Source organism: Thermasporomyces composti (genome assembly GCF_003386795.1).
In the GTDB taxonomy this organism is placed as follows: domain Bacteria; phylum Actinomycetota; class Actinomycetes; order Propionibacteriales; family Actinopolymorphaceae; genus Thermasporomyces; species Thermasporomyces composti.
Genome location: NZ_QTUC01000001.1, coordinates 3,758,053 through 3,771,064, shown reverse-complemented (window position 1 = coordinate 3,771,064; position 13,012 = coordinate 3,758,053). Strand labels below are relative to the sequence as shown.

Sequence of the window (13,012 nt, the reverse complement as noted above, 5' to 3'; positions counted from 1 at the left end):
GCCGTCTTGTAAAGAGATTGGTAGTGACCAAACGCGACCTGACATGGACATCAGTGCACGGGCGTGACGTGCCCCTGCGCTAGACCCGCTCCCCTAGACCCCGGGCGTCGCCTCGAGGCCGTTCGGCTCGAGATTGAACGCGAAGCGAATCCCGCCGATGGTCGTGATCTCCTCGCTCCCCGCGTTCTCCTTGGCCCACGTCTCCCCCTCGCTGGCGACGTCTTTCTGCGAGCTCAGCAGGGTGTGGGCCATGCTGGCGAACAGGCTCGTGCACACGGGATTGTCCGTGCCCAGGCGGCACCTGGCCCGGACCACCTTGACCTTGTTCTCCTCGTCGTACTCGATGGCGACGTCCATGTCGTCCTCGGCGTCGCCGCGAGGCCAGCACACCATCTTCCGCTTGGCGCCGCTGTAGAGGCCGTCCACGTCGGGATCGTCAGCGCACGTCCACGAGTTGGCCTTGACCAGCCAGGAGTCGGAGACGAGCGTCACCGTGACGCCGCGCAGGTACTGCTGGTCGCCGCGAGGAAACGCCGCGGGAACAGGGTGTGGGGTCTTGCTGCCCTCGGGCTCGGTCACCGTCAGTCCCACCTGACCGCCGACCGCCGCGCCCGCCAGGATGGCCGCGACCAGTGTTCCGACCAGGCGCTTGCGCGGCGAGCTCGACGAGCGCGTCGACGGCGCACCGGCCGGTGGTGGAGGGAACGCCCACGGCCCACCGCCGGGCTGTCCGGGCGGAGGTCCGAAGGCTGGAGGAGACGGTGCCTGGGCATGGTCACCGGGCTGCGGTGGCCCATGATGCTGCGGCGCGCCAGGCTGCTGCGGCACGGGCCGCCACGCGGTGCCGTCCCAGTAGAACTTCCCGTCCGGAGAGTAGAGCGGGGGTGGCGGCGAACCGGCCATCAGGACTTCCCCTCGATGCGCAGCACGATCTCGTACGTCTCTGGATGCGTCAGCACGTACTCGTAGTCGCCGATGGTGGCCTTGGTGTCCTTGTTGGCCTCGACGCTCTCGGCGAGCCACTTCTGGATCTCCGCGGACGTCGCCGGGTCGTCGCGGTAGGGCAACGTCGCGAACCACCCCAGGTACGCCAGACCGGTCTTCGTGATCGGGTCGCTGTCTGCGCGGAAGATCGAGCTCGAGATCGTGTGGATGCGGTTGTCGGCGACGCTCAGCGTGGTCTCGAAGTGGACCATGCCGATGCGCAGGTCGCAGTCGATGTGGATGTGCTCCTGCTTGCACGTGTGCCCTTGCTCGCGCAAGGCCTCCGTCACCGCGTCGATCTCGAGTTGGGGGATGCAGCGGTAGCTGCCGCACGGTTGTGACAGCTGGACGAGGCGGTAGCTGCGCGCCGCGACGAACGCGCCGACACCGGCGACGAGGAAGAGGACGACGCCGAGCCCGATGAGCACCGCCCGGCTCACGCCACCGGACCGTCCGTCGTCCGGCGACCCCGACGACGTCAGCGCGAACGAGCCTGGAGAGGCTGGCGGTTGGGCTCCGGGCGGCCCGGGTGGCGTCATGGTCATCTCATGCTCCCGATCGGACGAAGCTGGCCCACCGGCTCTGGAAGGCGTCACCGGACATGCCGAGGACTCGTCGGGCGATGCCGTCGAAGATCGGCAGGTCGAAGAACGAGACGTCCAAGGGGTCGGGACGCTTGATGATGGACGCGTACAGCTCGACCGCCGCGTCGCGCCCCTTGAGCCGCTCCGCCAGGATGAAGACCGACGCACCCAGGCAGTAGTTGAAGCCGGAGTCCTCGTAGAAGCCCTTCGAGGCGGGAGGCTCCCCGGTGAACTTGCCGGCCCGCACACCGTCGGCCACGATCGCGAGGATCCAGTTGGCGCGTTCCGGGTTCCCGACGGTCTCGCTGTAGCGGGCGAAGCCCTCGATCGCCCATATCGGTGGGCGGGTGAACCCCACCGTCAACTCCGCCCGCGCGGTGACCGCGTGGGTCAGCTCGTGGCGGATGGTGATCCGCGGCTCGGTGTTCTTCGCCTCGATCGAGGCGAGGTTCACCACGATTCGGGAGGCGACGAACTGGTCCCGGTACAGGATGCCGTCCTTGCGGACGCCGAGAAGAGGGATCTGCAGGCCGAGCACGTCGGGGTCGAACGTCTCGGTCCGTCCCACGCCGAACCAGTCGTGGAAGTTCGAACGGTCGCGGGTGAAGAAGAGCACATGGCCCGGGAACTTCGTCCGGTCACCCCACAGGTCCTCGACGACCGCCAGCTCCCGCTCCGCCACAGCGGCGTAGTCGTCCAGGTCGTCGACGGTCTCGTCGCCCACCAACCACACCTTGCCGTTGACGTTCACCACCCGGAGCCGGTCGGTGTACCACGGCGCTTCGGCGAAAGGTTCGGTGAGGTTGAGGCTCTCGTGGTTGTCCTCGGTCGCGCCGACGATCTCGGTCACGACGAGCTTGTCGTCCTGCTCGCGGACCCGATACAGGAACATCTCGGCGGGAGCGACGTCGCCCGGGCCCTCGTCCGCGGTCAGCTTGATGACGCGGATGACCGGCCGGAAGACCGTGGTCCCGTCGTCCTGCTTCTCCTCGCTCGTCTGGTCGAGGATGTGGCGGAAGTCGGCGAAGTCGAACTGGCGCAGGTTGGCGAAGACGCGCTTCTCCTGCTCGATGAGCTGCTGGTTCGACTGGTCCAGGTCGGCGAGGTAGGCCTCCTCATCACGGTCGAGGACCGCTTGAGCCTGCCGATCGAGGATGTCGCGCAACCGGTTGCGCATCGAGCTTGCGGAGTCGACGTAGTCCTCACTCTCGATGACCGGACGCTCCCGCTCGCAACCGGCGACGAACAAGCCGCCCGCGGCCAGAAGCCCGCTCGTCAGCACCGCCCGCCTGGACCATGCACCAGCGCAGACGCCGGCGCTCGGCAGTTTCGACACGCTCGCGATCCCCTAGCTCTCGGCACGCTTGGTCCGGCCTCGGACGGCCGGAGGCGGGGTCAGAATACTGTGTCCCTTTTCGAGGCCTGCGAGACACGACGTCCTTCTGCGGCATGCGAAGCGCGACGGACGGGCCGTGTCGGAGACGTGTCATCAGCCGCTCAGCGAGCAGGTCGCCACGCCGAGTCGCGGCCGGTGAGCCCCAGCACACGGTCCAGGAGTGGGGCATCGTCCGGAACAGCGACCGGAGGGCCGAACAAGCCGGGGGTTCCGTGCGGGTTCTCCGCGACTGTCTGACGCGCGAACTGGTGGACCGCGTTGAGGAGCTCACGATCGCACGTGAACTCCTGGCCGCTCGCGACCGCGAGATCCCAACCATGCACCACGACCTCGTCGAGGGCGACGATCCCCGCGACCTCGCCAGGAAGCTCCAGTCCCCCGGCCTCGGTCATGCCCTCCCAGGCGGACTGGTCCCGCCAGGCGTTCGCCAGGGCAGTCAACCTGACCGGGATCCGGGTACGCCAGTCATCACCTAGCCGGGACGCGTCCGCGGACGGCCCTCGTGGGCAGTCCGCCGGGGGCACCTTCGTCGCCGCCGCGGTGAACGCCAGGCTGAGCCCATCGATGTGGTCGAGAAGGTCGCCTACTGTCATGTCCACACAGGGGGTGGGCTCCCCCAGCTGAGCGTCACGGACGCCTTGGACGAGGCGGGCGAGGACGTCGGTCGCGGGTCGCAGATCCAGCATGCCTCTTTCCTTCCCATCGGCTTTCCTTCCCCATCGGCCTTTCCCACCGGCCACGCCCTTTCCCTCCAGCCCCGTCGCGACACCGCCACTGGTCGCGACGGGGCGCGGGCTGGCGCGCGTCGTGACAGCCGGACCCCGTGGATCCCAAGGCCCGTACGATCACGCCGGCGACACTGCGGCGCCGATCGACTCGTGGCCGCCGGACGAGCAGAGGAGCGGAAACCATGGCGTCAGCGACCTCGACCTCCCAGATCAGCGGGGTGTTCGCGTGGGAGGCTTTGGACTCGCGGGGCCGCCCCACCGTGGGATGCGAGGTGACGCTGCGGAGCGGCGCCCGTGGCGAGGTGGTCGTGCCCTCGGGAGCGTCGACCGGCACGTACGAGGTGCACGAGCGGCGGGACGGCGGCGAGCCGTATGGCGGGTTCGGGGTGCGGCAGGCCGTCCGCGCCGTGGTCGACGTACTCGCGCCCGCGGTCCATGGCCTGGACGCGCACGAGCAGGAGACGGTCGACGCCGCGCTCGTCGACGCCGACGGGACGGCGAACCTGTCCCGGCTCGGCGGCAACGCCGTCCTGGCGGTGTCGCTCGCGACCTTGCTCGCGGCCGCGGACGACGCCGGCCTCCCCCTCTACCGCTACCTCGACGACTCGGGTCTCCCGCCGCTGCTCCCGCTACCGATGGTCAACATCGTCTCGGGCGGTGCGCACGCCGGCCGGCTGCTGGACATCCAAGACGTGCTCGCGGTCCCCGTCGGGGCGACCGAGACGGCCCAGGCGATCGAGTGGGTCTGGCGGGTGCGCACGGCGACCGGCGAGCTGCTCGAGCAGCAGGGCGAACAGGCCAGCCTCGTCGCGGACGAAGGCGGACTCGCCGCTCACCTGCCCACGAACGCGGCCGCGTTGGACCTGGTGACGCGGGCGATCGAGCGAGCGGGTCTCCGGCCTGGAACCGACGTGGCCCTCGCTGTCGACCTGGCAGCCAGCCAGTTCGCCCTTCCGAACGGGCGGTACCGGCTCGCGATCGAAGACCGGGAGGTGAGCCGCGACGAGTGGCTCGACGAGGTCACCCGCTGGTGCCACGAGTTTCCCGTGGTGTCGCTGGAGGACGTCCTCAGCGAGGACGACTGGGCCGGGTGGGTGGAGCTGACCAGGCGGCTTCCTCACGTGCAGCTGCTGGGGGACGACCTGTTCGCGACCCACCTGTCCCGCCTCGACGAGGGCATCGGGCGAGGCGCGGGGAACGCGATCCTCGTCAAGCCCAACCAGACCGGCACCGTCAGCCGTGCTCAGCGGGTGGTCCAGCGCGCGTTGGAGTCGGGGTACGCCTGCGTGGTGAGCGCCCGATCCGGTGACACCGAGGACTCCTACCTGGCCGACCTCGCGATCGGCTGGCGAGCCGGCCAGATCAAGGTGGGCTCGCTGACCCGGTCCGAGCGCACGGCGAAGTGGAACCGACTGCTGCGGATCGCGGCCGAGCTGGGCGACCGCGCGACGTTCGCGAGCCGGCAGGCGCTCGGCGGCCGCCGCCCGTAGCGGCCGCGTCGCGCACCACGCGACCGTTCCGGCCAACCAGACCAGCCCGCCGGCCTCGCACTCGACGCCCGGTCACGCCTCCTGCAGCCCAGGACGGCCCGCCTCGGTGACGTAGCTGGCGCGCACCGAGATGGGAGCTCCTGGCGTGACGACGTACGGGAGGATCTTGAAGTCGGTCCGCCAGGACCGGCGCGTCACCGTGCACACGGCGTAGCCGCGTTGCTGGTTCTCGAACTTCAGGTGCGGGTTCTCCTTCAGCCGGATGAGCGTCGCCGGTGTGACGTCCGCGCCGTCGCCGCCGGACGAGATCGACGTGGTGGCGAACTCCACGGCCAACGTCTCGGAGGTCGGGTCGTTGAAGTCGCTCTTGACCTCGGCCGCGGCGTGAACGTGGACGTCGCCGGTAAGGACCACGGGGTTCGAGGTGCGTCGGAAGCCCTCGATCACCCTCGCCCGGGCCGGCTCGTATCCGCTCCACTCGTCCATGCCGAAGCGCTGCTCGGGACCCTCCTCGAAGTCCCGCTGGCAGAAGAAGACCTGCTGAGCGAGCACATTCCACTGGGCCCGCGAGCGGGCCAGACCGTCCAGCAGCCACCGCTCCTGCTCCTCCCCGAGCATGGTGCGCGTCGGGTCGAGCCGGTCCTCACAGCCGATCACGCGGCCGTCGCCGCACGCCTGGTCGGAGCGGAACTGCCGGGTGTCGAGCACGCTGAACTCGGCGAGGTCCCCATAGGCGAACCGCCGGTAGAGCTGCATGTCCGGCCCGCTCGGCTTCGACACCAACCGGACCGGCTGGTGCTCGTAGAACGCCTGGAACGCCGCGGCGCGGCGGGCTAGCCACTCCTCCCGCGTGGGCGTCGGCGAGTTCTCCTTCGGCACGTCGGCCGCCCAGCTGTCGTCGACGTCGTGGTCGTCGATCGTGACAACCCACGGGTGCGCGGCGTGCGCCGCCTGCAGGTCGGGGTCCATCTTGTAGAGCGCGTACTGGGTGCGATAGCGCGGGAGCGTGATCGCCTCGACCTGGAAGTAGTCCGGCACCGTCTGCTGGCGAGCATTGCTCGTGGGGTTGATGGGGTCCTCGTAGATGTAGTCGCCGAGGTGGAACACCAGGTCGACGTCCTCCTCGGCCATGTGCCGGTACGCGGTGTAGAAGCCCTCCGACCAGCGTTGGCACGACGCGAACGCGAGGGTGAGCATCCCGACCGGCGCTCCCGTGGGGGGAAGGGTCCTCGTGCGGCCGACGGGACTCTCCACACGCCCGACTCGGAAGCGGTAGAAATACTCCCGCCCTGGGCGAAGGCCGTGGAGTTCCACGTGCACCGAGTGCGCCAGCTCCGGCCGCGCCACGACCGTGCCTCGTCGCACCACGCGGCGGAAGTTGTCGTCCTCGGCGACTTCGAACTGCACAGGCACGGGGCGGTTCGGCATCCCACCGAGACCGTCCTCGGCGAGCGGCTCGGGCGCCAGCCTCGTCCACAGCACCATGCCGTCGGGTGCCGGGTCACCGGAAGCGACACCCAGGCTGAAGGGGTACTCGCTGAACCGTGGGGCGGCGGTCGTCGAGGTACTGGACCACGCCTCCGTGGTGAGAGACGCCGCGGCCGCGGTCAGGACCCCCAGCTGCAACAGCCGACGGCGAGCGAGATGCCTGCCCAGCGCGAGTGTTCCTCGACGTGCCATCACACACCCCCTCGTGATCGAGAACGTCTCATCCTGACAGCGCATCGTGGCCGTCGACCAGCACTGTGACCGCAAACGCTCGCCTTCGCGCAGGTGAAAACTCGCTTGCGAGACGTGGACGTGTCGCGATTAGGTGCGGCCGTGCCGTCCACACACGCCGACCAGCTCGACTCCTACTTCGTCTGCGCCACGCCCCGTACGGGCAGCTCGCTCCTGCTGAGCTTGCTGGAATCGACGGGTGTCGCCGGTCGTCCCGAGGCGTACTTCCGCGCGCCCGATGAGCCGACGTGGGCCGAGCGTTGGCGGATCCCGCGCACCGCCGACGGTGGGTTCGACTACGCGGACTACGTACGCGCGGCGCTGGCCGCCGGCCGCACCGACAACGGTGTCTTCGGCGCCAAGCTCATGTGGGGGACCCTCGACGAGGTGGTCGACAAGCTCGGCACTGTCTACCCCGAGCTGCGCGGCAACGATGTCGCGCTGCTGACCAGGGCCTTTGGCCGTACCCGCTTCATCTACCTCCGACGTGACGACGTGCTGGCCCAAGCGGTCTCGTGGCTGCGGGCGGAGCAGACCGGTGTCTGGTTCATCGATGACAACGGACAGACCGACGACAGCACCGTCACCGGGCAGGCCCCCAGGTACGACGCGGACGGCATCAGGCACTTCGTCGAGACGATCGAGGAGCACAACGCCGCCTGGGAGGCGTGGTTCACCGCCTGGGGGATCCAACCGCTCGTCCTCCGCTACGAGGAGCTCGACGCGGACCAGGTCGGCACCACGCGTCGCGTCCTCGACTTCCTCGGGTTGCGTCTTCCGGAGGGCCGCACCATCAGGGCCCGGCTTCGGCGTCAGGCCGACGAGCTCAACCAGGAGTGGATCGAGCGGTACCGCAGCACTGGTCTCGCGTCCGCTCGTTGACGACGGCTCACGAGATGCCCACTAGGCCCGGTGCGCTGAGCGCGCGCAGATCGCCGGCTTTCAGCGGGACAGCTTCGTCGCTGTCCGTAGCGCCGTTCCCTGCCCCGTGGTGGACGCCTGTGTCGACGTGGTTCGGGAGAAGCTGGCCGCCCAAGGTGTCCGGCGTGATGACCCGACCACGTAAGCCTTGCCGTGGTGAGGATCGACTGCCCCGGGCACGCGGACTCCGACGGCCCTTTCGCGTCGACAGGCACCTCCCCCGCCCTGTGGGAGGCGTACGACCAGCTGATGGGTCCGGGCCGGTGGTGGCCGACGGCACGGCGTCGGGGGGCACCATCCCCGTCCGCTTCCCCATCACGCTGATCCAGGGGACGCGGGCTGGCACATCGAGATGAGCTTTCTCGCCGGCGACACGTGGCGGGCCAGTGTCCGCAGCCGAGACCGGGGCCTGCTGGCGCTGCTCCTCTTCACCGACGTCGACCCGGACGACGCGCCGACCCGGATTCGCATCGGCTCCCACGTGGACGCCGCCCGGGCCCTCGCACCGTTCGGCGACGACGGACTCGACAACGCCGCATCCGCGCCACTCGTCGAGCAGGCGAGCGCCCACCGGCCCGTCACCCTCGCCACGGGTACGGCTGGGGACGTCTACCTGTGCCATTGCGCATCATCGCCCAGCCCGGCGCGGCCCTGCTGGAGCCGTTCTCCCTCACCGACCGGGGCCGTGGTCGTCGTCCTCGACCGCGGTCGCGTCGTCGAGGTGGGCAGCCACGCCGAGCTGATGGCGGCCCGCGGCCACTACGCCGAGCTGTATCAGCTCCAGGCCAAGGGCTACCGCTGACGAGCACCTGGCCACAGCGGACACCCTCGTCATGGGCCGCTTGACAGTCCCCAGTGTCGATCCTTGGGCGACACCGCGTGGCGGGGCTGGGACGATACGGGCGTGACCACAGAGAGCTTGCCTGAAGTGAACGTGAGCGCGCTGGCGATCAACGTCGAGATCCCAGAGCCGTTGCGGTGGACGGACTCCCGACGGGGCGTGGAGTTCGTCCTCACCAGCCTCAACGTGCGGCTGTTGCCGGACGGCCGGCTGGCCGCCAAGGCCTACGGCCGTCCCGTCGACGGCGGCCGAGGCGCGTACACGTCCTTCCGCGTGCCCGACCGCCCCGAGCTCGCCGACCTGATCAGGAGGGCGGCCGACCGGGCGGCGCAGCTCTGGGCGGCCCACCGCGGAATTGACTGAGACGACACCCAGGCGCGACAGGCGCTGTCATTTTGGCCTCGTCGTCGACGTCGCTCCCGGACCGCATGCGTGTTGGGGCGCCGCTGACCGGTACAAGGACGGCCGCAACGTCCCGTGCAGACCGGTCCAGACCGTCGCGAAACGCCTCCATCAAGAGGCTCCAGTGCCGCGAAGGGCATCGGTCGACGAGGTGAGCGAAGGGTGCGGACCGCCTCCTCGTCCATGTGAGCCGCACCCACAAGCTCGGCCACCAGGGTTTGGCGGCATCCTCCCGAGTCAACGAGGTGCTCCATGACCAGCGCCACCAACCGCGTCGCGATCGTGACCGGCGGATCCGGGGGCATCGGGCGGGCCAGCGCCCTACGCCTTGCCACCGACGGGATCGCGGTCGTCGTCCACTACAACAGCAACAGGACCCGCGCCGACGAGACCGTGCGGACCATCACGGAAGGCGGAGGACGCGCGATAGCCGTCGGAGGCGACATCGCCGACGAAACCCAGGCCACTGCGCTGTTCGACGCGGCCGAGCGAGACTTCGGCGGGGTGGACGTCCTCGTGCACACCGCCGGGATCATGCCGCTCGCGCCGATCGCGGAGCTCGATTTGGACGTCTTCGACCGCGTTCAACGCGTCAACGTGCGTGGGACCCTTGTCGTCGACAAGCTCGCCGCCCAACGGCTCCGCGCCGGCGGCGCGATCATCAACTTCTCCAGCTCCGTCACCCGCCTGCAGCCACCCACCTACGGCGCCTACGCCGCGTCCAAAGGCGCGGTCGAGGCGATCACGTTGGTCCTGGCCCGGGAGCTGAGCGGCCGCAACATCACCGTCAACGCCATCGCGCCCGGACCCACCGCCACCCCGCTGTTCCTCCACGGCAAGAGTCCTGAGCTGATCGAGCAGATCGCGAACAGCAACCCGTTCGGGCGTCTCGGCACGCCTGAGGACATCGCGGAGGCCGTGGCGTTCCTGGCCGGCCCCGGCCGCTGGGTGAACGGCCAGACCGTCTTCGTCAACGGCGGCGCCGCTTGACCTCCTCACCAAGGACCGGACGCGACAAGCACGCTCGCCTTGCCGGCGAAGCCGACGCAGCCGCGCGGTGCTGCACAGTCCGGGGACACGATCACGTTGCGGTGAGCAGCCGTTCGACCCGCATCAGCTGACGATGGAACTCCGCCGCTCGCGTCGCGCGCTGCTTCCACAGCACGGCCAGCCGGCCGCAATCGGCGCGCCTGCTGACGAAGCTCGCGAGGCGTTGCCAGTCCTCCTGTCGGTGTGATCCTGGCAGGAGCTCGACCGCCGCGACCTCCAGGCGCTAGGAGGCAGCGGCCTGCTGTTCTTCGTGTGCCCGGGTCACGATCTCCCAACCCGTCGCCCCCAACGACACCACAGCGACAGGGAAAATCCCGAGGTTCTCCCGGTCGATGTGTTCGGAGAGTTCCGCAAGCAGCCGGTCGACCACCTCAACCACATTGCCGTCCGTGAGGTCCAGCTCCGCCAGAGCCTGCTCGAGGTCGTCATGCTCCTGTTCCAGCTCGAGCACCTGGTCGACGAACTCGCCCTCAGCCTTCATCGCGGCGAAGACGCCACGCTCCTCCAGGCGGACATGCCGATGGAGTAGCTCGCGAAACTCCTGAAGCAGCTCGGTCGCAGCACCGCCACCCTTGTCACGGAGGGCCCGCCTGATGGCGCCGCCGAGGTCTAGCAGCGCGAAGTGCTCGTCCATCAGCTGGGCGATTGGTTCGACCTGTCGGCACCCGCAGTACTCGCACATGACGCGGCCCTCCTACAGTCGGCGCCAACGGTCGGATTCGGAGCGCAACCGGTCGATGGCTATGGCGTCACCGATCACCAGCGATGAACGATCCGACCGCGTGTGACGGCTTCGTGAGTTACGGGCTTCACGGCACCGCCTCGAACACCCCGTTCGCGCCGCGTACGCGTCGACCATGTCGAACGGCCCGCCTACCACGTGGAACGACGGAGCGAGGTCGGAACCCGCGCCGACGACAAACACCTGACCCGCGCCCCTACCCGGACGCGCAGCGACCGCCGACGACGGAGTGCCGTGAGGACCGTGGCACGAGCCGGCGACAGAGCTGACATTGGTCGAGCTGCCAGTGGCCCGTAGCCCGCTCCTGGCGAAAGCTGTCGCCGGATGATTTTTCACGGCTCTTAGTGTAGTTAAATGACCGGTGTCCAGTCTCCACGGAACGGCGTCTCGTGAAAGACCTCACACCGATGAACCGGTCGTTCTCACCTCCGACCGGGCCGACAGATGCACGGCTGCTGGCACTGTTGCCCAGGTCTCAGCGACAAGAGCACTCGCCCCACCGTGAATGAGGCGACAGCAAACATCGAAAGGTGGGAAACATTCACCGCAGCCCCGGCCATCGCGGAGGGCACGTCCTCGTCCGCGACGCGCACGCGGCACGAGTACTTCGTCGAACTCGAGGTGTGGGACGTGCGGGATCAACATGAGCGCTCGCGCCGAGGCGACACCGACGCCGGTTCGTACCACCAGAACGGCCGAGCTCGTAGGAGGGTAGGGCGGGCGGGACTCGAACCCGCGACCCAGGGATTATGAGTCCCCTGCTCTAACCGGCTGAGCTACCGCCCCCCTGTCACACCTCCCTCGGTTGCCTGAGCCTAGTCGGCACCACCGGCAGCCGACCGGAGAGGTCCCGCGACGTCGGCCGGGCTACTTGCCGCTCTTGCGGTCTATGTCGAACTCCCGGTAGACCCGGGCCCAGAAGCCCTCCCGCAGCCAGACCCGGGCCTCCGGGTAGGGGCGGAGGGAGTGGCCGAGTTCCTTCTCGGCCTCGATTAGCAGCTCCGTGTCGATTACCGTCGGCAGCAGCGGTCCCGGCAGCAGGTCTCGGATGTTGTCCCGGCCTCGGGTCAGGATCCACTTCTGGGCGACGTGCTCGCCGATCTCCTCGACCGTGCTGCGGTTAGGGCCGAGCTTGGAGTTGGAGACCGTGGCCGACGTCGACCCGGACGCGGAGGCCGAGGAGTTCGGCCGAGCGACCGTCCGGGCAGCCGGCGTCAGACCGGCGAACACCTGGGCCGGGGTGGGTGTCGTGGAGGCGGCCTGGGTCGGCAGGGGATGCGCCAGCCGGAAGTACGGCCTGAGCAGGTCTGCGGACAGCACCTCGACCGTGTCAGCCTCCCAGACCAGCCGCTCCGCCTGGTTGCTGCCGTAGGCGGGCTCGACTCCCCAGAGGTGGATCCGGACGCCGTACGCCTGGGCCGCGTCGACCGCCGACACCAGGTCCTCGTCACCGGCGAGCAGCACCGCGTCCGTGACCGCCCCGTGTCGGGCCAGCGCGTCGAGATCGCTGCGGATCTGCGCGTCCACGCCCTTCTGCTGACCCAGCTTGTTGAGGTTGCCGAGACGCACCTTGACCATCGGCAGCGCGGCGATCACCCGCTGGTCGACGGTGGGCACCCGGTCAGCGGCCGCGTCGTACCAGTAGACCCGCAGCAGCTCCCCGGGCAGACGGCTCGCCCCGTACTCCTGGAGCACCCGGATGAGCTCGTCGGCCTGGACGCGGTACTCGCGGCGCTCCCGCGCCCCGAACAGCACCTCGCCGGCGGCGGCATAGAGGTAGCCGACGTCGATGAGGATGGCGTACCTGCGCTGGGCACAGGGAGCGGCGGCCGAGGCGGGGAGGTCTGGAACACCCATAGCGCCTCCTCGACCTCACATGCGCTGACCCTCTCGGCGCCGGCGTGCCGGGATGGCGACAGCCGGGCCTCTTGTGAGACTACACGCCCAAGCTCCCTAAGACCCGGCGATCCGGACGTACGTCGTGAATCCGCCGCATCCGGCTACCGACCGCCGGTGGCACGAAAAGATCCCCGCCCGGAGGCTCCGGACGGGGATCAGTGGCCGCTCCCGCGGCTGGACTCGAACCAGCAACCTGCCGGTTAACAGCCGGACGCTCTGCCAATTGAGCTACGCGGGATCGTGTCATCGGCGCCGC

At 69.3% G+C, this 13,012-nt stretch carries 12 protein-coding genes and 2 tRNA genes; 5 read left to right on the top strand and 9 right to left on the bottom strand.

Features of this window, described 5'->3' with window-relative positions; translation table 11 throughout:
• Positions 1 to 93: 93 nt before the first annotated feature.
• The 4 genes from DFJ64_RS16410 to DFJ64_RS16395 all read right to left on the bottom strand — a co-directional run bounded on the left by DFJ64_RS16410 (position 94) and on the right by DFJ64_RS16395 (position 3,650).
• Entirely contained in the window at positions 94 to 903 is an 810-nt protein-coding gene (locus DFJ64_RS16410) for a hypothetical protein (protein ID WP_115851242.1), read from the bottom strand.
• Positions 903 to 1,424 (bottom strand): hypothetical protein, encoded by a 522-nt coding sequence (locus DFJ64_RS16405; protein WP_115851241.1) that lies wholly within the window; start codon positions 1,422 to 1,424, stop codon positions 903 to 905. Before DFJ64_RS16405 ends, DFJ64_RS16410 begins: the two co-directional genes overlap by 1 nt.
• A 106-nt stretch (positions 1,425 to 1,530) precedes the next feature.
• Entirely contained in the window at positions 1,531 to 2,904 is a 1,374-nt protein-coding gene (locus DFJ64_RS16400; RefSeq protein WP_147304740.1) for a hypothetical protein, read from the bottom strand.
• A gap of 161 nt (positions 2,905 to 3,065) precedes the next feature.
• A complete protein-coding gene (locus tag DFJ64_RS16395; RefSeq protein WP_115851239.1) occupies positions 3,066 to 3,650 on the bottom strand; it encodes a TIGR03086 family metal-binding protein in 585 nt (194 codons plus the stop codon).
• A gap of 224 nt (positions 3,651 to 3,874) precedes the next feature.
• Here DFJ64_RS16395 and eno point away from each other — a divergent pair, with 224 nt between their 5' ends.
• Positions 3,875 to 5,182: a phosphopyruvate hydratase gene (gene eno, locus DFJ64_RS16390; protein ID WP_115851238.1), complete on the top strand. Its 1,308-nt coding sequence runs from the start codon at positions 3,875 to 3,877 to the stop codon at positions 5,180 to 5,182.
• Positions 5,183 to 5,254: 72 nt separating this feature from the next.
• On the opposite strand, the gene DFJ64_RS16385 is transcribed toward eno, so the two are convergent.
• Complete coding sequence (locus DFJ64_RS16385) at positions 5,255 to 6,862, bottom strand: alkaline phosphatase D family protein (RefSeq protein ID WP_115851237.1); 1,608 nt, start codon at positions 6,860 to 6,862, stop codon at positions 5,255 to 5,257.
• Positions 6,863 to 7,003: 141 nt separating this feature from the next.
• Between DFJ64_RS16385 and DFJ64_RS16380 the strand changes: the two genes are divergently transcribed.
• The 4 genes from DFJ64_RS16380 (at position 7,004) to DFJ64_RS16365 (ending at position 10,055) form a co-directional block, all read left to right on the top strand.
• Complete coding sequence (locus tag DFJ64_RS16380; RefSeq protein ID WP_170152645.1) at positions 7,004 to 7,783, top strand: Stf0 family sulfotransferase; 780 nt, start codon at positions 7,004 to 7,006, stop codon at positions 7,781 to 7,783.
• Between the two features lie 391 nt (positions 7,784 to 8,174).
• On the top strand, positions 8,175 to 8,624 hold the full coding sequence (locus tag DFJ64_RS19745; protein WP_115851235.1) for an ABC transporter ATP-binding protein/permease: 450 nt from the start codon (positions 8,175 to 8,177) through the stop codon (positions 8,622 to 8,624).
• Positions 8,625 to 8,726: 102 nt separating this feature from the next.
• Positions 8,727 to 9,026, top strand: a complete 300-nt coding sequence (locus DFJ64_RS16370) for a hypothetical protein (protein ID WP_115851234.1) — start codon at positions 8,727 to 8,729, stop codon at positions 9,024 to 9,026.
• A 291-nt stretch (positions 9,027 to 9,317) separates the two neighbouring features.
• Positions 9,318 to 10,055: an SDR family oxidoreductase gene (locus DFJ64_RS16365; RefSeq protein ID WP_115851233.1), complete on the top strand. Its 738-nt coding sequence runs from the start codon at positions 9,318 to 9,320 to the stop codon at positions 10,053 to 10,055.
• A 283-nt stretch (positions 10,056 to 10,338) separates the two neighbouring features.
• Here the strand turns inward: DFJ64_RS16365 and DFJ64_RS16360 are convergent, their stop codons facing one another.
• The 4 genes from DFJ64_RS16360 to DFJ64_RS16345 all read right to left on the bottom strand — a co-directional run bounded on the left by DFJ64_RS16360 (position 10,339) and on the right by DFJ64_RS16345 (position 12,994).
• Positions 10,339 to 10,797, bottom strand: a complete 459-nt coding sequence (locus tag DFJ64_RS16360) for a hemerythrin domain-containing protein (RefSeq protein ID WP_115851232.1) — start codon at positions 10,795 to 10,797, stop codon at positions 10,339 to 10,341.
• 772 nt (positions 10,798 to 11,569) lie between these two features.
• Positions 11,570 to 11,643, bottom strand: a tRNA-Ile gene (locus DFJ64_RS16355).
• Between the two features lie 81 nt (positions 11,644 to 11,724).
• Positions 11,725 to 12,714 carry an NYN domain-containing protein gene (locus tag DFJ64_RS16350; RefSeq protein WP_115851231.1) on the bottom strand — a complete coding sequence of 330 codons (990 nt, stop codon included), beginning with the start codon at positions 12,712 to 12,714 and terminating at the stop codon, positions 11,725 to 11,727.
• A 207-nt stretch (positions 12,715 to 12,921) separates the two neighbouring features.
• Positions 12,922 to 12,994, bottom strand: a tRNA-Asn gene (locus tag DFJ64_RS16345).
• Positions 12,995 to 13,012 lie beyond the last annotated feature (18 nt).